We start from the raw sequence: 18,887 nt of genomic DNA, 5'->3' as shown, positions 1-18,887 counted from the left end.
GAACGCACCGGCAGCGCATGGCCGGTGCACACGGGAACGGAGGCCGGTCATGGCTGGCGCGGAGGTCAAAGCAGCAGTCGAGTGGCTCGCATCGGTGGCACCGGATCCGGATGCCTGTCGGTGGGAGTGGGAGCGCAATCCCCGAGGGGTCGCGCTCCTTCCCGCCGGCCAGCGCTGGGACGTACTGATTCTCCCGGGGGAGCTGGGCCATCCCGCGCTCGATGTGCTCACCCGGCTCGTCGACCGGCCCGGACCGGTCCTCTCCGATCCGGGCGAAGCCCGCATGGGCTTCTTCGTGGCCCCGGGCACCGCCGGCCGCTGGGTCGGCACCGGCGTACGGGGAGCGGGGCAGGGGACGTGGATCGTGGTGCCGCACCCAGGGCGGGAGGCCACAGGCGCGGCGCGCTGGCTGATCCCGCCGGACGGCTCGGGCACGCTCAACGACGCGGCGCTCCTGGAGCTCGCGATGCATGAGGCGGCAGCCGCACGGGCCGGGATGCGCGAGGGCTGACGGGGGCCGGTGGGGCCCGGGAACGAGGGACATCGAGGGCGAGGGCGGCCGGGGCCGGCGGTCGGCGCCCGCCGACGGCCGGACCCGGGCCGCGGGCAGGAAGCGGCGGAGCGGACGGGGACCCCGGTGCGGCCGGGCCACTGACAGAGGTCTTGACAACCCGATTGGTCTGGACCATGTTGTGGCCGCCGCACTCGATTCCCCCATGTACGGAGGCCGTTGTGGAACGCACGGGACCCCCCGCCCGATTTACCGGAATTCTGGCCGCCTTCTCGGCCGCCCTGCTCGCCGCCGGCGGCCTCGCCGCCACCGCGCCGTCCGCCGCCGCCGCGGACTCCGATCTGGCGCGCAACGGCGGCTTCGAGGCGGGCCTGGACGGCTGGAGCTGCACCGGCGGCAGCGGAGCCGTCGTCAGCACGCCCGCGCACAGCGGCACTTCGGCGCTGAAAGCGACCCCGGCCGGCAGCGACAACGCCAAGTGCTCCCAGTCCGTGACGGTCAGGCCGGACTCCACGTACACGCTGAGCGCCTGGGTGCAGGGCAGTTACGTCTACCTCGGCGCCGACGGCACCGGCACGACCGACGTGTCCACCTGGACGCAGTCGGCGTCCGACTGGAAGCAGCTGACCACCACGTTCAGGACCGGCCCGGCCACCACCTCCGTGAGCGTCTACACCCACGGCTGGTACGGCACCCCCGCCTACTACGCCGACGACCTCACCCTGGTCGGACCGGGCGGCGACCCGGTCGCGCTCCCGGCCGTCCCCACCGGGCTGAAGGCCGGCGCGGCCACCGCCTCCTCGGTCGACCTCTCGTGGACCGGTTCCTCGGGGGCCACCGGCTACAACGTCTACCGGGGCGGCACGAAGGTCCTCTCGGTCACCGGCACCTCCGCGACCGTCACGGGGCTGGCCGCCTCGACCGCGTACAGCTTCCAGGTCGCCGCGACCAACTCCGCCGGTGAGTCCGCCAAGTCCGCCGCGGTCCTGGCCACCACCACGGCGGGTGGGGGCGGCGGCACCGGCGGCGGCCTGCCCGCGCACGCACTCGTCGGCTACCTGCACTCCAGCTTCGCCAACGGCTCCGGCTACACGCGCATGGCGGACGTGCCCGACTCCTGGGACGTCATCGACCTCGCCTTCGGCGAACCGACCTCGGTCACCTCGGGCGACATCCGCTTCTCGCTCTGCCCGGTCACGGAGTGCCCGAACGTCGAGTCCGTGGCCGAGTTCAAGGCGGCCATCAAGGCCAAGCAGGCCGCGGGCAAGAAGGTGCTGATCTCCATCGGCGGTCAGAACGGCCAGGTGCAGCTCTCCACCACCGCCGCCCGCGACACCTTCGTCTCCTCGGTCAGCAAGATCATCGACGAGTACGGTCTCGACGGCCTCGACATCGACTTCGAGGGCCACTCTCTCTCGCTGAACACCGGCGACACCGACTTCCGCAACCCCACCACCCCGGTCATCGTCAACCTGATCTCCGCGGTGAAGACCCTCAAGGCCACGTACGGCGACAAGTTCGTCCTCACCATGGCCCCCGAGACCTTCTTCGTACAACTCGGCTACCAGTACTACGGCTCGGGCCCCTGGGGCGGCCAGGACCCCCGTGCCGGTGCCTACCTCCCGGTCATCCACGCGCTGCGCGACGACCTGACCCTGCTGCACGTCCAGGACTACAACTCGGGCTCCGTCATGGGTCTGGACAACCAGTACCACTCGATGGGCGGCGCGGACTTCCACATCGCCATGACCGACATGCTGCTCGCCGGATTCCCGGTGGCTGGGGACCAGGCCAGGATCTTCCCGGGGCTCCGTCCCGACCAGGTCTCCATCGGCCTGCCGGCCTCCACCCAGGCGGGCAACGGCTACACCGCGCCCGCCGAGGTGACCAAGGCGCTGAACTGCCTGACGAAGAAGACCGACTGCGGTTCGTACGCCACCCACGGGACATGGCCGGGGCTGCGGGGACTCATGACGTGGTCGATCAACTGGGACCGCTTCAACAACGGGGAGTTCTCGAAGAACTTCGACGCCTATTTCGGCGGCTGAGGACCCACGGCAGGAGCAGCGGGCCGCACAGGAACCAGCTGCCCAGCACGTCCAGCGGCCAGTGGTAGCCGCGCAGCACCAGACCGATGCCCGTCGCCGCCGTCAGCGAGACGGCGGCGACGGGCATCATCCACGACCGGCGCACATACGGCGCGACCAGCAGCGCCGCCGCCCCGTACGCCACCGCGGCCGTCGCCGCGTGGCCGGACGGGTAGTAGCCGGTGGCATCGGTCAGCGGTCCCGGACGGGCGACCCAGTCCTTCAGCGGGACGACCAGCACAGGCACCGCCACCATGGCGGACACCGCGTACAGGGGCGCACGACGCGCGCCGCGCACCAGGGCCCAGACGAGGGCGCAGCCCAGCACCGGGAGTGCGACCTGCGTGTTGCCGAGATCGGCCAGGAACTCGGCCACCCGGGCGGGGCCGTGGCCGACGGCGGCCCGGCCGGTCCGCTCGTCCAGACCGCGCAGCGGACCGTCGGCCGCGACCTGCCAGGTGGTGAGCGCGAAGAGTGCGAGGAAGGACGACACCAGAGAAACGAGAAGAGCCGGCCGCCCGGGAACAGGGGGGGTGGTTCCGGGGCGGCCGGTCGGATCGGTGTGCCGCGCGCCCCGGGGGGTTTGGGGCGAGCGGCCATCCGATCGGTGAGGAGTTCCGGAGCCGAAGGCCCCAGTGGTGTGCGCGAAGGCACGGCCAGGAAGGTGCTGGGGAAGCTCCGACCCGGCGTCGCCGGCAGTCCCCTGCGGGCGGGGTGTTTCTCTCATCTGCAGAAACCGTACGTCAGCCGATGGGGGACCGACAGACGGAAACGGATCCCGCCATCGGCCCCCCACACCTTCTTCACAGGCCCTCACGCGGCCCCCTGCAACCCCGCCGGGAACGGCCTCCGTCACCGCCGGGGGTTCGCACAGATCAGATCTGGCCGAAAGCCTGCTCGATGACGTCGAGGGCCTCGGTCAGCAGGTCCTCGCCGATCACCAGCGGCGGGAGGAAGCGCAGGACGTTGCCGTACGTGCCGCAGGTGAGGACCAGCACGCCCTCCGCGTGGCAGGCCTTGGCGAGCTTGGCGGCGGCCTCCGGGTTCGGGTCCTTCGAGCCGGACTTCACCAGCTCGATCGCGATCATCGCGCCGCGGCCGCGGATGTCACCGATGACATCGCCGTTCGGCAGCTTCGCCTGCATCTCGACGAGGCGGCCCTTCATGACCTCCTCGATGCGCTTCGCCTTTCCGTTCAGGTCCAGCTCGCGCATCGTCTCGATGGCGCCGAGCGCGCCCGCGCAGGCCACCGGGTTCCCGCCGTAGGTGCCACCGAGGCCACCGGAGTGTGCGGCGTCCATGATCTCGGCGCGGCCGGTCACGGCGGAGAGCGGGAGGCCGCCCGCGATGCCCTTGGCGGTGGTGATCAGGTCCGGGACGATGCCCTCGTCCTCGCAGGCGAACCACTGGCCGGTACGGCAGAAGCCGGACTGGATCTCGTCGGCGACGAAGACGATGCCGTTGTCCTTGGCGAACTGGGCGATCGCCGGGAGGAAGCCCTTGGCCGGCTCGATGAAGCCGCCCTCGCCGAGCACCGGCTCGATGATGATCGCGGCGACGTTGTCCGCGCCGATCTGCTTGGTGATCTGGTCGATGGCCTGGGCGGACGCCTCCGCGCCGGCGTTCTCGGCACCGGTCGGCCAGCGGTAGCCGTACGCCACCGGCACCCGGTAGACCTCGGGCGCGAACGGGCCGAAGCCCTGCTTGTACGGCATGTTCTTGGCGGTCAGCGCCATCGTGAGGTTGGTGCGGCCGTGGTAGCCGTGGTCGAAGACGACGACCGCGGTGCGCTTGGTGTAGATGCGGGCGATCTTCACCGCGTTCTCGACGGCCTCGGCGCCCGAGTTGAACAGCGCGGACTTCTTGGCGTGGTCGCCCGGCGTCAGCTCGGCGAGCTGCTCACAGACCTCGACGTACCCCTCGTACGGCGTGACCATGAAACAGGTGTGGGTGAAGTCGGCGAGCTGCGCGGACGCGCGGCGCACGACGGCCTCGGCGGAGGCGCCGACCGAGGTCACGGCGATGCCGGAACCGAGGTCGATCAGACGGTTGCCGTCCACGTCCTCGATGATCCCGCCACCGGCGCGGGCGGTGAACACCGGCAGGGTGGAGCCCACACCTGCGGCCACCGTCGAGAGGCGGCGGGCCTGCAGCTCCACCGACTTCGGGCCGGGAATGGCAGTGACGACGCGGCGCTCCTGCGGAATTGCGGTCATGAGGGGCTCCTGTGGGGGTGTTTCGGACGCTTCTCTCTCTGCAGGCTATGGGCGGGGCCCGGGGTCCGGCATGTTCCGTTCGGGAGTGGTGGCCGGACGTGGTTGTCCGTCACGGACATAGCGAGGGGGTAGGGGGCCGGGCCGCGGCGGTGCGCGGGCGGGACGACGGCCCCCGGGCCACGGCCGAAGACATCCCGCCGGTCCGCGTCCGACGGGGTGGTGCGGGGCACTAGATTGATGACTTCGGGCGCATGCGCCCGGAGTTACCGGTCGGCGCTGGTCAGGGGACGAGGGACAGCACATGGACACCGAGGGCACGTACGACTCCCGCGGCACGCGCTCCGGTCCACCGGTGCCGCGCCCGGCCGGCCCACCACCGCCAGAACTGCCCCCGAGGCCGGGATACGCCCCCGCCTCCGGCCCCTCCCTGGGGGACTGGCTCCGCACCCCGAGGCCCGTCTCGGAACCCGGTGTCTGGCGGCTCGGCCACGCCCCCCGGCCCGCCGAGGAGAAGGAGCGCCCACCGGACCGCGCGTTGGTGAGCGGAGCGGTGATCTCGCTGCTGGCCTGCATCCTCGTCTGGTCGCTCTTCCGCAACAACTACATCCCGTACTGGCGGGTTCCGCTGAAGCTCTTCACCCCCGGCGACTGGTGGGGGCCGTTCGACGACCGGCCGCAGACCCGTGGAGCGGTCCGCGCGCTCGACCTCTACCGTCTGCTGATCATCGGGGGCCTCGTCTACGGATTCGGCCGCCTGGGCAACTGGCCGACCGCCTTCGAGCGGTGCGTGGCGGCCAGAGGAGCCGCGGCGCGGGCGGGCGGCGCGGCGATCGGCGCGCTGTTGGTCTGGGCCCTCGTCTGGAACGGGACCGTGCCGGGGATGGGACTGGTCTTCGGCCTGGTGCCGGACGGCTGGCTGGGCCACGACCGCGCGCAGTCCACACTGATCAGCTACGGGCTGTACGCCCTGCTCACCCTGGTGATCGTGTGGCCGTTCGCCAGGCTCGGGCGCTGGGCCGAGGCATGGCGCGCCCGCAGGCCCGCGCGGTCGGCGCCGGGCCGGGAACAGCGTGACCCGTCGAAGCCGACCGCGGGGGGTGGTGCGGACATCATCGAGGAGGGTGGCGAGAACGACCCGGCCGAATGGCCCGACCTGCGCGCCGCCGGACAGCAGCGGGTCGCCGCCGAGCTGGCCAAGGAGACCCGGTCCGGGCGGATGAACGACGTCGACTACGTCCGCATCCGCCGCGCCTGGACCTCCGTGCGCGCCGACCACTCCCGGCTCTCCGCTTTCAGCGACACCGTGCTGCGCAACGGCTCCGCCGCCTGCGCCCACCCCTCCGGCGCACGCGACCTGCCGGTCCGCGCCGCCCGGCACGATCTGCTGGTCCAGCAGGTCAGGCTCGGCGCCGTCGAGGACGGCGAACGCAACCCCTACGCCCGCCGCGGCAGCGGCATCGCCCTCGACCCCGGACTGCTGGGCACCTCCCTGCTCGCCGTCGGCCCGCCCGGAGCGGGCAAGAGCCGGGCACTGGCCCGGCCCGTCGTCGAGGCCCTCGCGCTGCAGGCGCTCGCCGGACAGGCCGCCGTCGTCGCCGTGTGCGCGGCCGGTACCCAGCTCGGCGGCGACCAGGGCTTCGACGTCGTCATCAAGGTCGGCGACCCGTCCTCGGCCCACGACCTCGACCTGTACGGCGGCACCACCGACCCCGACGAGGCCGCGACCGTCCTCGCCGACGGCCTGGTCGGCGACCTCCCCGAGGTGGACGGCAGGCGTGCCGCCACGGCCCTCGCCCAGCTCCTCGGCCCGTTCCGGGCGGCCCACGCCCGCTTCCCCTCCGTACCGGAACTGCGGGAGCTCCTGGACGGGGTGCCCGAGGTCCTCACCGCTCTGCGGGAGGCGCTCGACGTGACGGGACACCCCGGCATGCGGCGCGAACTCGACGCCCGCGCCCGCCAGTCCGGAGCGCCCGGCGACCCGGGCCCCGCTCTCGCCGACCGCGTGGCGCTGCTCGACCGGCCCGCGTTCGCGGAGTTCTTCGACACCACGGGCAAGTCCCGCCCCTTCTCGCCGCGGGCCCTGGAACACCCGCTCCGGGTCCGTATCGATCTGCCCGAACGCGGTCACGCCGAGGCGTCCCGGGTGCTGGCGCGCCTCGTCCTCGCCCAGTTCACCGCGAGCGCCGCGGCCCGCACCGACCGATCCCTGTTCGCCTGTCTGGTGCTCGACGACGCGACCGGCACCCTGACGACCGACACCGTCCGCGGAATCCAGCGGCTGCGCTCCGCCCACGCCGGGGCCGTACTCACCCTGCGCACCCTCGACGACGTGCCGGAACACCTGCACACGGCGCTGCTCGGCGCGGTCGGCTGCCGGATGGCGTTCTCCGGGATCACGACGTGGGACGGGAAGAAGTTCGCCGAGGCCTGGGGTACGGAGTGGGTCGAGACCCGCGACGTCACCCAGCGCACGGTCTTCGCCGACCAGCCCATGACCCGGGCCATCCACGCCTTCCGCAAACTGGTCACCGGCAAGGCGGTCACCACCGACGCGGTGACCGTGCGCCAGGTCGAACGGGAACGCTGGTCGGCCTCCGAGCTGGCCCACCGGGTACCGGCCGGACACGCGGTGCTGTCCCTGACGACGGTACGGGGGGAGCACGCGCCGCCCCTGCTGGTGGACCTGAACGGCTGAGCGGCCCGGGGTCCGCGCGCCCGGAGCGGTTACGACGGACCCTGCCGCCCTGGCAGAATCGAGAGGAGCCGTTCATACGGGACGGCGAAAATCGATTCCTGAGGTCCTGCGGTCCCCATGCCCCCTACTCTCGCCTCGCTCGTCCAGCATTCGGCGCTCAAGCTCACGGTGCGTGCGGGGGCGGACCGGCTCGACGCGCCCGTCCGCTGGGCACACGCCAGCGAGCTGCCCGATCCCGTCCCGTACATGGAGGGCGGTGAGTTCCTGCTGGTCACCGCCACCAACCTCGACGCCGAGAACCCCGAGGCGATGCGGCGGTACGTGCGGCGGCTGGCCGGGGCCGGAGTCGTCGGGCTGGGGTTCGCCGTCGGCGTCAACTACGACGACGTGCCCCAGGCGCTGATCGACGCCGCCGAGGAGGAGGGACTGCCGCTCCTCGAAGTGCCGCGCCGCACGCCGTTCCTCGCCATCGCCAAGGCCGTGTCGTCGGCGATCGCCGCCGATCAGTACCGGGCGGTGACAGCGGGGTTCGAGGCCCAGCGGGAGCTGACGAAGGCCGCGCTCGCGGGCGACGGCCCCAGCGAGCTCCTCTGCCGGCTCGCCACGCACGTCGACGGCTGGGCGGCGCTGTACGACGCCTCCGGCGCGGTCGTCGCCGTGGCCCCGGAGTGGGCCGCGCGCCGGGCGGCCCGGCTCACCCCCGACGTGGAGCGGCTGCGGGAACGTCCCGCCCCGGCCAGCGTGGTCGTCGGCGACACCGACGACCGGGTCGAGCTCCAGTCCCTGGGCACCGGCCGCCGTGTCCGGGGCGCGCTGGCCGTCGGCACCGGCGCGGCGCTGGGCACCGCCGAGCGGTACGCCGTGCACTCGGCGGTCGCCCTGCTGACCCTGACCACCGCCCGCTCCCGGTCCCTCCAGGGCGCGGAGCAGCGGCTGGGCGCGGCGGTGCTGCGCATGCTGCTCGCCGGCCAGCCCGACCACGCGCGGGCCGTCGCCGGGGATCTGTACGGGGGGCTGCTCGACGCCCCGTTCCGGCTGCTCATCGCGGAGGCGTCGGCCCCCCCGGCGACCGCTTCGCTGAGCGAGGCGATGGAGGCGGCGGCCTTCCGGACCGGCGAGGCCCTGCTCAGCGTGCCCGAGGGTGAGCGGCTCGTCGTCCTGGCCGCGGACGGCGGAGCGGCGGTCGCGGCGTGCGCGGCATACGCGGAGGCGCAGGAGGCCCACGAGGCACGGCCCCCGCGCGAACCGGCGACGGCGCAGGAGGAGGCACAGGTGGTCGTGGGCCTGTCCGCACCGGCGGGACCCATCGCCGTCTCCGCCGCGTACAAGCAGGCCGAGCAGGCCCTGTCGGTGGCCCGCCGCCGGGGCAGGGCGCTGGTCGAGCACGAGGAGCTGGCGGCGGGCTCGGTGCTCCCGCTGCTCGCGGACGACGCCGTGCGGGCCTTCGCCGACGGAATGCTCCGCGCCCTGCACGAACACGACGCCAAGGGCCGCGGCGACCTGGTGGCCTCGCTACGGGCCTGGCTCGCCCATCACGGCCAGTGGGACGCGGCCGCGGCGGACCTGGGCGTGCACCGCCACACCCTGCGCTACCGGATGCGTCGCGTGGAGGAGATCCTGGGCCGCTCACTGGACGATCCGGACGTCCGGATGGAGCTGTGGCTGGCCCTGAAGGCCACGGCCTCCCCGGCGACGCCGGAGCCGTAGCGGCGCCCGAGGGGCCCCCGCCGGCTCGGGAGCCGTACCCGGGAGCAGGGCACCGCCCGTCGGCTCGGGAGCCCGACCCGTTGCCTCAGTGCCCCGTCGCCGCCATCCCGTCGGCGCATCCGACAAAGCGGCGTGTCCCCGGCGTGCTCTGCTCCACCTCGGACAAACGCCATGTCGGCCGCGCGGCCCTACGGTGGGGGCAGCACACCCCACGACTTCGAAGGGCCGGACCCGCCATGACTTCCACCCACGCCTTCTGGCTCGCCGGCCGCCAGGCCACCGGCGAGGACAGCTTCGACGTCACCAACCCCTGGGACGGCCGTCTCGTCGGCACCGTCAGCGTGCCGACCGACGCGCAGATCGAGGAGGCCGTCGCGGCCGCGCACGCCGTGCGCGAGGAGTTCGCCGCGACCCCGGCGCACGTCCGGGCCGCCGCACTCGACCACGTGGTACGGCGTCTGGTGGAGCGCACCGAGGAGATCGCCCAGCTGATCTCCGCGGAGAACGGCAAGCCCATCAAGTGGGCCCGCGGCGAGGTCGGCCGTGCCGTCTCCGTGTTCCGGTTCGCCTCCGAGGAGGCCCGCCGCTTCAACGGCGGCGACGCCCAGCGCCTCGACACCGACGCCGGTGGCACCGGCCGTCTCGGTCTGACCCGGCGCTTCCCGCGCGGCACGGTCCTCGGCATCGCGCCGTTCAACTTCCCGCTGAACCTGAGCGCCCACAAGGTGGCCCCGGCCATCGCCGTCGGTGCCCCGATCATCCTGAAGCCCGCCCCGGCCACCCCGATCTCGTCGCTGATCCTGGGTGAGCTGCTGGCCGAGACCGACCTGCCGGCCGGTTCGTGGTCCGTGCTGACCGTCCCGAACGACCGGATGCCCGCCCTTGTCCAGGACGAGCGCCTGCCGGTCATCTCCTTCACCGGTTCCGGCCCGGTCGGCTACTCGATCATGGAGTCGGTGCCGCGCAAGCACTGCACCCTGGAGCTCGGGGGCAACGGTGCCGCGGTCGTCCTCGGCGACTACGCCTCCGACGAGGACCTGGACTGGGCCGCGAACCGCATCGCGACCTTCTCCAACTACCAGGGCGGCCAGTCCTGCATCTCCGTTCAGCGCGTCATCGCGGACGCCTCGGTCTACGACCGGCTCGTCCCGAAGATCGTCGCGGCCGTCGAGGCCCAGGTCACCGGCGACCCGTCCGACGCCGCCACCGACGTCGGCCCGCTGGTCAGCGAGGACGCCGCCAAGCGCGTCGAGTCCTGGGTCGACGAGGCCGTACAGGCCGGCGCCCAGCTCCTCACCGGCGGCAAGCGGGACGGTGCCACGTACGCCCCGACCGTGCTCGCCGAGCTCCCGGACGGCGTCACCCTCTCCTGCGAGGAGGTCTTCGGACCGGTGCTCTCCGTGCAGAAGGTGGCGGGCGAGGCCGAGGCCTTCGCAGCGGTCAACTCCTCCAAGTACGGCCTGCAGGCAGGCGTGTTCACGCACGACCTGCAGACCGCCTTCCGCGCCCACCGCGCCCTTGAGGTGGGCGGCGTGATCATCGGCGACGTCCCCTCCTACCGCGCGGACCAGATGCCGTACGGCGGCGCCAAGCAGTCCGGCGTCGGCCGCGAGGGCGTCCGCTACGCCATGGACGACTACACCTACGAGCGCGTGCTGGTCCTCACCGGCCTCGCCCTGTAGTCCGCGAACAGGATCGAACCGATCCACCAGCGCCGCCTGCGTTCCGCCTGGACAGCATGACAGCAGGCGGCAGGAGAACGGCCGGAGCCCACTGTGCGGGGGCTCCGGCCGTTCCTGCGTTCTTCCGCCCCGGCCTGCGAGAACTGCCGGGCCTCCCTTGCCCATTGGCGGGGGCGAGAGGGTGGCGGTCGGTGGACGCGGACCAGGACGGGAACACCGCCCCCCCGTAAGGCGCCGTTCTCCGGGTGGAGAAGATGGAGGCGACCTACGGGGGCCGAGCGGCTTCGAGGGGAAGTCCGGTGACGTCGTGTACAACGCAGGCCGAAGGGGAACACCATGGCCGCGGACGGTTGGCGGTAAGCCGATGGAGGACGGGATCGCCCGCACGCATCCGTGTCTCATTCCTGTGCCGTACTCGCGTCCGATCAGCACCGGAAGGACGACCCTGTTCCGGGCCCCCGTGTCCGCGCTCAGTGACCAGGAGGTTTGAATGGCCACTCCCTTGACGGCCACCGCCGTCCTCACCGCCCTCCGCGCCGAAGGTGTGCGCGTGGTGGAGGTCGGCAACTGGACGACCCACAACCGCAATTCGAAGGGGGCATGGGGTCCGGTCAACGGGTCGATCGTGCACCACACGGTCACCAAGGGCACCGCTGCCACGGTCGCGACCGTCCGGGACGGCTACGCATCTCTGCCGGGACCGCTGTGCCACGGGATGATCGCGAAGGACGGCCGTGTGCACATGGTCGGCTGGGGCCGCGCCAATCACGCGGGCGGTGGTGACCCGCGCGTGCTGGAGCAGGTCATATCCGAGTCCTACGGCACCCGCCCGACCCCACCGACCCGCGGCAACAGCAACGGTGTCGACGGCAACAGCCGGTTCTACGGGTGGGAGTGCGAGAATCTCGGCGACGGCAAGGACCCCTGGCCCAAGGCTCAGTACGACGCGATCGTCCGCGTCCAGGCCGCGCTCTGCCGGAAGCACGGCTGGTCCGCGAAGTCCGTGATCGGCCACCTGGAATGGTCCAGCGACAAGATCGACCCCCGCGGCTTCACCATGGCCGGGCTCCGCGCCGATGTGGCTGAGCGGCTGAAGCACCCCGCGAGCTGGAACCCCGGCTCCGACCACGAGGAGGACCCCATGGCAGGGATCACCAAGAAGGACATCTTCGACGCCGTGTGGAAGACCGACGCGATCGGCGGCCCGGCGGACGCCGCGGACCACAGCACGAACCCGACATGGCAGGCGCAGTCCATCCTGAAGGACGTGCAGGCCCGCATCCGTCGCATGGACAAGACCCTGGCCGCCCAGTCCGCCGCGATCACCGCACTCGCGGGGCAGGTCGGCACCGGCGCCGACACCGAGACCATCGTCGCCGCGGTCGAGACGGCCATCAAGAACGCCGTCATCGACGTCAACATCAACACCAAGGAGGCCTGACGGCCTCGATGTCCATGGCCGCGTTCGGGGCTGCTGCGGCGGAGCGCGCTGTACGAACCGCCGCGCAGCCCTGAACGCGAGGCCCGGCCCCGGCATCACCGGTGTGCTGGACGTCGACCGAGGACAGGCCAGGGCTCGGCCGGCCGATCACGAGGTTGTCGGGAAGCGCGTGGACGCGCGGCACGGCGGGTGCCGTGATCACGCGGGCGTCCGGCGCGGGTCCGGCGTGCAGGGAGGGACCATGATGCTTTACCTCGCCATATTTGATGCTCTGCTGGCGCTGTTCTGTGCCGCCGCCGGAGTAGCGGCGGTCGCCCGTGGCTGGGTGGTCCCCGTGAACCGGCGACCGGTCCGCCGCCCTCGCGTCTACGGCTGGGGCCTGTTGGTGGCTGCCTTCGCCCTGTGCTGGCAGCCGGCCTACCTGCTGGTGCTCAACGACCCCGACATCCTCGGCCCCGGCATCCGGGGGTGGGGGAGCCTGCCAGGCAGCGCGCTTCTGCTGACCGGCATCATCCTGATGACGCTGAGCCGGCGCACGGGCGGCAACCGACAGGGCAACGGCACGCCCTGAGCCCGTGGCGTTCATCCTGCTCGGCCTTGACGGCAGTGCAGTGGGCTCCGCCTCGTCCGACGAGATGGGGCCCGCACGCTCGGCGGCAACGGGAGTCGGCGGTAGGCCCTTGGCTGCTCAGCGCGGCTCCGGACATGAAAGAAGCTCGCGATCAGTGGGCGACGAGGGGTATCGCGCTCCCGCGATGCGGCGGAGTGTTCGCCGCGATCCGTATCCCGGCCGACTTCGTGCAGGCCGGCCGAGCTGAGCGGCGGCCGGGTGCATCGGCTGTGGTGGCGGGCTGAAGCGGCTTGCGACGGGGCGGAACGGCCCCATGCGGGCCGAAGGGCTGAGCATTCGCGCAGGTCGGAGGAGACCCGCAGGTCAGGGGCGTGTGAGCAGCCCACCGAGCGGGGGCTCCGGCCGTTTCCGCTTCTCCGCCCCGACCACGGCCCGGCCGCCGTGTCACCGCGGGGCTGGCCAGTGGAGTGGCCGTCGACCCGATCGGCGTTCCGGGGATGGTGGGCGTGCCAGGAATCGGGTACATCAGGACAAGTAGCACCGGTTGGTACGGCTCGGCAGGCGCGCATGCCTCCGCGCGTTCCGGCCGTGTCCGCCCATCCCACGACGCGGCGAGGTGAGCTCCTCATGTCCGCACCATCCGCCCCGAAGAACACGCCCAGGGTCACCGAGCGTGAAGCGCGCCAAGTGGCCGAGGCCGCACGCGAACAGGACTGGCACAAGCCGAGTTTCGCCAAGGAACTCTTCCTCGGCCGCTTCCGGCTCGACCTGATCCATCCGCATCCGCTGCCGCCCGCGGACGACGTCCGGCGCGGCGAGGCCTTCCTCGCCCGGCTGCACGCCTTCTGCGAGACCAGGATCGACAGCGCCCTGATCGAGCGTGAGGCCAGGATCCCCGACGAGGTGATCAACGGCCTCAAGGAGCTCGGCGCGCTCGGGATGAAGATCGAGCCGAAGTACGGCGGGCTCGGCCTGACCCAGGTCTACTACAACAAGGCCCTCGCCATGGTCGGCTCCGCCAGCCCCGCCATCGGCGCGCTGCTCTCCGCCCACCAGTCCATCGGCGTGCCGCAGCCGCTGAAGCTCTTCGGCAGCCAGGAGCAGAAGGACGCCTTCCTGCCCCGGCTGGCCAGTACCGACATCTCGGCGTTCCTGCTCACCGAACCGGACGTCGGCTCCGACCCGGCCCGGCTCGCCACCTCGGCCGTTCCGGAGGGGTCGGACTACATCCTCGACGGTGTGAAGCTGTGGACGACCAACGGGGTCGTCGCCGACCTGCTCGTCGTGATGGCCCGCGTCCCGAAGTCGGACGGTCACAAGGGGGGCATCACGGCCTTCGTCGTCGAGGCGGACTCCCCGGGCATCACCGTCGAGAACCGCAACGCCTTCATGGGCCTGCGCGGCCTTGAGAACGGCGTCACCCGCTTCCACCGCGTCCGGGTCCCCGCCGCCAACCGCATCGGCCCCGAGGGCGCGGGGCTCAAGATCGCCCTCACCACGCTCAACACGGGACGGCTCTCGCTGCCCGCCATGTGCGTCGGCGCCGGGAAATGGTGCCTGAAGATCGCCCGCGAGTGGTCGGCGGTGCGCGAGCAGTGGGGCAGGCCGGTCGCCCGGCACGAGGCCGTCGGCGCCAAGATCTCCTTCATCGCCGCGACCACCTTCGCGCTGGAAGCGGTGGTCGACCTCTCCTCCCAGATGGCGGACGAGAACCGCAACGACATCCGTATCGAGGCCGCTCTCGCCAAGCTGTACGGCTCCGAGATGGGCTGTCTGATGGCCGACGAACTGGTCCAGATCCGGGGCGGCCGGGGCTTCGAGACCGCCGCGTCCCTCGCCGCCCGCGGCGAACGGGCCGTACCCGCCGAACAACTCCTGCGCGATCTGCGGATCAACCGGATCTTCGAGGGCTCCACCGAGATCATGCACCTGCTGATCGCGCGCGAGGCCGTCGACGCCCATCTGAAGGTCGCCGGAGACATCATCGACCCCGACAAGCCCCTCTCCGCCAAGGCGCGAGCGGGCGCGAACGCGGCCGGCTTCTACGCCCGCTGGCTGCCCAAGCTCGTTGCGGGACCGGGACAACTCCCTCGCACTTACGGGGAGTTCAACCCGGCCGGACACCCGGACCTGTCCACCCATCTGCGTTACGTCGAACGTTCCGCCCGCAAGCTCGCGCGCTCCACCTTCTACGCCATGTCGCGCTGGCAGGGCCGGATGGAGACCAAGCAGGGCTTCCTCGGCAGGATCGTCGACATCGGCGCGGAACTCTTCGCGATGAGCGCCGCCTGTGTCCGTGCCGAACTGCTGCGCTCCTCCGGCGACCACGGCCGCGAAGCGTACCGGCTCGCCGACGCCTTCTGCCGCCAGTCCCGCGTCCGGGTCGAGGAGCTCTTCACCCGCCTGTGGTCCAACACCGACGACCTGGACCGGCGCATGGTCGACGGCGTGCTGTCCGGTGCGTACACCTGGCTGGAGGACGGCATCATCGACCCGAGCGGCGAAGGACCGTGGATCGCCGACGCCACCCCGGGGCCGTCCGCCCGGGACGACGTCCACCGGCCCATTCGCTGAGCCGTTCTCCACCGGGCGGGCACACGCCCACTCGTCGGCCGTACCCCGCACCACCCGGCGGGGTACGGCCGACGAGCGTCCGGGCGGGCCGCGTCGGCCCGGCGCGGGGACGCACTGTCCACGCCCACAGCCGATGCGGCAACAATGGGGGGCATGAGCGACAGCCCTGCCCCCCTCGCCGACCCGCACCTCGTCTTCGACGCCGCGGAAGGCCGCCGGGATCTCGTCATCCTCGGCTCCACCGGTTCCATCGGCACCCAGGCGATCGACCTGGTGCTGCGCAACCCCGACCGCTTCCGCGTCACCGGACTCTCCGCCGCGGGCGGACGGGTCGCCCTCCTTGCCGAGCAGGCGCGGCAACTGCGGGTGCGCACCGTGGCCGTCGCCGCACCGGACGCCGTACCCGCGCTCCGGGAGGCGCTGCGCGAGCAGTACGGGACGGGCGAGCCGCTCCCCGAGATCCTGGTCGGGCCCGACGCCGCCGCACAGCTGGCGGCGAGCGACTGCCACACCGTGCTCAACGGAATCACCGGCTCGATCGGACTCGCCCCGACGCTCGCCGCGCTGGAGGCGGGCCGCACGCTCGCCCTGGCCAACAAGGAGTCGCTGATCGTCGGCGGCCCGCTGGTGAAGGCGCTGGCCAAGCCCGGCCAGATCATCCCGGTCGACTCCGAGCACGCCGCACTCTTCCAGGCGCTCGGCGCGGGCACCCGCGCCGACGTGCGCAAGCTCGTCGTCACCGCGTCCGGCGGCCCCTTCCGCGGACGCAGCAGGAGCGACCTCGCCGACGTCACCCGCGAGGACGCCCTCGCGCACCCGACCTGGGCCATGGGACCGGTCATCACGATCAACTCCGCCACCCTGGTCAACAAGGGACTGGAGGTCATCGAGGCACATCTGCTCTACGACATCCCGTTCGACCGGATCGAGGTCGTGGTCCACCCCCAGTCGTACGTCCACTCCATGGTGGAGTTCACCGACGGCTCCACCCTCGCCCAGGCCACGCCCCCCGACATGCGGGGCCCGATCGCCATCGGCCTCGGCTGGCCCCAGCGCGTCCCGGATGCCGCACCCGCCTTCGACTGGTCGAAGGCGTCCAGCTGGGAGTTCTTCCCCCTGGACGACGAGGCGTTTCCGTCCGTGGGGCTCGCCAGGCACGTGGGCACGCTCGGTGCCACCGCCCCGGCCGTGTTCAACGCCGCGAACGAGGAATGTGTCGACGCATTCCTCGCAGGACGGCTGCCGTTCAACGGAATCATGGATACGGTCACGGCGGTGGTCGCCGAACACGGCACCCCCGCCACGGGAACTTCGCTCACGGTCGCAGACGTCCTCGAAGCGGAGACCTGGGCACGCGCCCGGGCCCGTGAACTCTCGGCGAAAGCGACAGCGGAGGCGCGCGCATGAGTATTACGACGGTCCTGTTGACGATTCTGGGCATCGTCGTCTTCGTCATCGGCCTGCTGTTCTCCATCGCCTGGCACGAGCTCGGACACCTCTCGACCGCGAAGCTCTTCGGGATCCGCGTCCCCCAGTACATGGTCGGCTTCGGACCGACGATCTGGTCACGGAAGAAGGGCGACACCGAGTACGGGATCAAGGCCATCCCGGCCGGCGGCTACATCCGCATGATCGGCATGTTCCCGCCGGGACCGGACGGGCGGCTGGAGGCGCGGTCCACGTCCCCGTGGCGCGGCATGATCGAGGACGCCAGATCAGCCGCCTTCGAAGAGCTCGAACCCGGTGACGAGAAGCGGCTCTTCTACACGCGCAAGCCGTGGAAGCGCGTCATCGTGATGTTCGCCGGACCGTTCATGAACCTGGTCCTCGCCGTCGCGATCTTCCTCGGCGTGGCGATGACCTTCGGGTTCCAGACCCAGACCACCGAGGTGGCGGGTGTCCAGAAGTGCGTGATCGCCCAGAGCGAGAACCGTGACGCCTGCAAGAAGTCCGACCCGATCTCGCCCGCCCGGGCCGCGGGGCTGAAGAAGGGCGACCGGATCGTCGCGTTCGACGGCCAGAAGGTCGACGACTGGGCCACGCTCTCCGACAGGATCCGCGGCACCATCGGCCCCGCCACCATCACCGTCCGGCGCGACGGCCAGGAGAAGACCCTCCACGCCGTGCTCCAGGAGAACTCGGTGGCCAAGAAGGACTCCAAGGGCGAGGTGATCCCCGGGAAGTTCGTCCCGGCCGGCTACCTCGGCTTCGCCGCCCAGACCGAGATCGTCCCGCTCTCCCTCGGCGACTCGGTCGTCCGCATGGGAGACATGATCGAGAACGGCGTCGACTCGATCATCGCCCTCCCGTCCAAGATCCCGGATCTGTGGAACGCCACCTTCGGCGACGCCCCGCGAGCGGCCGACTCCCCGGTGGGCGTCGTCGGCGCGGCCAGGATCGGCGGCGAGGTGATGACGCTGGACGTACCGGCGCAGAACCAGATCGCGATGATGCTGTTCCTGCTGGCAGGCTTCAACCTCTCGCTGTTCCTCTTCAACATGCTGCCCCTGCTGCCGCTCGACGGCGGGCACATCGCCGGAGCGCTCTGGGAGGCCCTGCGCCGCAATGTGGCACGGGTCTTCAAGCGCCCCGACCCGGGCCCGTTCGACGTGGCCAAGCTGATGCCGGTCGCCTATGTCGTCGCGGGTGTCTTCATCTGCTTCACGCTGCTCGTGCTGGTCGCCGACATCGTCAATCCGGTCAAGATCACCTGATCTTTCGACCGGGCCGGTGAACCAAGGGTGACGGCCCGGCACACAGCGTGTGTCCGGGCCCGTCCCTCTCCACGGCGCTCCCCGACGCGGTGTGCTCCGGGCCGCCGCCGGTGCCGTAACCTCGAAACCCGGAGCCCGCCGATCTCGGGACCTCGATCCACACCTTGGGGATGCTCAGCGCATGACTGCGATTTCTCTCGGAATGCCGTCCGTTCCGACCAAGCTCGCCGACCGGAGGGTCAGCCGCCAGATCCAGGTCGGGTCGGTTGCCGTGGGCGGGGATGCGCCGGTGTCGGTGCAGTCGATGACCACGACGCGTACGTCGGATGTGGGTGCGACGTTGCAGCAGATCGCGGAGTTGACGGCGTCGGGCTGTCAGATCGTGCGGGTGGCGTGTCCGACGCAGGATGACGCGGATGCGTTGGCGACGATCGCGCGGAAGTCGCAGATTCCGGTGATCGCGGATATTCATTTCCAGCCGAAGTATGTGTTCGCGGCGATTGACGCGGGTTGTGCGGCGGTGCGGGTGAATCCGGGGAACATCAAGCAGTTCGACGACAAGGTGAAGGAGATCGCGCGGGCCGCGAGGGATGTGGGTACGCCGATCCGGATCGGTGTGAACGCGGGTTCGCTGGATGCGCGGCTGCTGGCGAAGTACGGGAAGGCGACTCCGGAGGCGTTGGTGGAGT

At 71.7% G+C, this 18,887-nt stretch carries 13 protein-coding genes; 11 read left to right on the top strand and 2 right to left on the bottom strand.

Features of this window, described 5'->3' with window-relative positions:
* Positions 1–49: 49 nt before the first annotated feature.
* Positions 50–511: a hypothetical protein gene (locus tag ABZ826_RS25210; protein ID WP_361452460.1), complete on the top strand. Its 462-nt coding sequence runs from the start codon at positions 50–52 to the stop codon at positions 509–511.
* Positions 512–732: 221 nt separating this feature from the next.
* Positions 733–2,559 carry a glycoside hydrolase family 18 protein gene (locus ABZ826_RS25205; protein ID WP_361452457.1) on the top strand — a complete coding sequence of 609 codons (1,827 nt, stop codon included), beginning with the start codon at positions 733–735 and terminating at the stop codon, positions 2,557–2,559.
* Here ABZ826_RS25205 and ABZ826_RS25200 read toward each other — a convergent pair.
* Both ABZ826_RS25200 and gabT read right to left on the bottom strand, forming a co-directional pair.
* A complete protein-coding gene (locus ABZ826_RS25200; RefSeq protein ID WP_361452454.1) occupies positions 2,510–3,325 on the bottom strand; it encodes a phosphatase PAP2 family protein in 816 nt (271 codons plus the stop codon). The two genes, ABZ826_RS25205 and ABZ826_RS25200, sit on opposite strands and share 50 nt — an antisense overlap.
* Before the next feature lie 148 nt (positions 3,326–3,473).
* Positions 3,474–4,814, bottom strand: coding sequence for a 4-aminobutyrate--2-oxoglutarate transaminase (gene gabT, locus ABZ826_RS25195; RefSeq protein WP_361452451.1), 1,341 nt, complete (start codon positions 4,812–4,814; stop codon positions 3,474–3,476).
* 301 nt (positions 4,815–5,115) lie between these two features.
* Between gabT and ABZ826_RS25190 the strand changes: the two genes are divergently transcribed.
* From ABZ826_RS25190 to ABZ826_RS25150, 9 genes are all read left to right on the top strand, one after another.
* Positions 5,116–7,509 carry an ATP/GTP-binding protein gene (locus tag ABZ826_RS25190; RefSeq protein ID WP_361452448.1) on the top strand — a complete coding sequence of 798 codons (2,394 nt, stop codon included), beginning with the start codon at positions 5,116–5,118 and terminating at the stop codon, positions 7,507–7,509.
* Between the two features lie 117 nt (positions 7,510–7,626).
* Positions 7,627–9,216: a PucR family transcriptional regulator gene (locus ABZ826_RS25185; protein ID WP_361452445.1), complete on the top strand. Its 1,590-nt coding sequence runs from the start codon at positions 7,627–7,629 to the stop codon at positions 9,214–9,216.
* A gap of 236 nt (positions 9,217–9,452) precedes the next feature.
* Entirely contained in the window at positions 9,453–10,898 is a 1,446-nt protein-coding gene (locus ABZ826_RS25180; protein ID WP_361452442.1) for an aldehyde dehydrogenase family protein, read from the top strand.
* 490 nt (positions 10,899–11,388) lie between these two features.
* Positions 11,389–12,339: a peptidoglycan recognition family protein gene (locus ABZ826_RS25175; RefSeq protein ID WP_361452439.1), complete on the top strand. Its 951-nt coding sequence runs from the start codon at positions 11,389–11,391 to the stop codon at positions 12,337–12,339.
* Positions 12,340–12,580: 241 nt separating this feature from the next.
* The gene (locus ABZ826_RS25170) at positions 12,581–12,910 is read left to right on the top strand and encodes a hypothetical protein (protein ID WP_361452436.1); all 330 of its coding nucleotides are present in this window, start codon (positions 12,581–12,583) and stop codon (positions 12,908–12,910) included.
* 627 nt (positions 12,911–13,537) lie between these two features.
* Positions 13,538–15,484, top strand: a complete 1,947-nt coding sequence (locus ABZ826_RS25165; protein WP_361452433.1) for an acyl-CoA dehydrogenase family protein — start codon at positions 13,538–13,540, stop codon at positions 15,482–15,484.
* A 153-nt stretch (positions 15,485–15,637) separates the two neighbouring features.
* Positions 15,638–16,891 (top strand): 1-deoxy-D-xylulose-5-phosphate reductoisomerase, encoded by a 1,254-nt coding sequence (dxr, locus tag ABZ826_RS25160; protein WP_361452430.1) that lies wholly within the window; start codon positions 15,638–15,640, stop codon positions 16,889–16,891.
* The gene (locus tag ABZ826_RS25155; protein WP_361452427.1) at positions 16,888–18,198 is read left to right on the top strand and encodes a site-2 protease family protein; all 1,311 of its coding nucleotides are present in this window, start codon (positions 16,888–16,890) and stop codon (positions 18,196–18,198) included. The genes dxr and ABZ826_RS25155 overlap by 4 nt, the downstream gene beginning before the upstream one ends.
* A 181-nt stretch (positions 18,199–18,379) precedes the next feature.
* Positions 18,380–18,887: flavodoxin-dependent (E)-4-hydroxy-3-methylbut-2-enyl-diphosphate synthase (locus tag ABZ826_RS25150; protein WP_361452424.1), on the top strand; the 508-nt coding region annotated here is incomplete at its 3' end.

Source organism: Streptomyces sp. NPDC047515, assembly GCF_040643055.1.
Taxonomy (GTDB): domain Bacteria; phylum Actinomycetota; class Actinomycetes; order Streptomycetales; family Streptomycetaceae; genus Streptomyces.
This window is presented reverse-complemented; position numbering and strand designations above follow the sequence as displayed.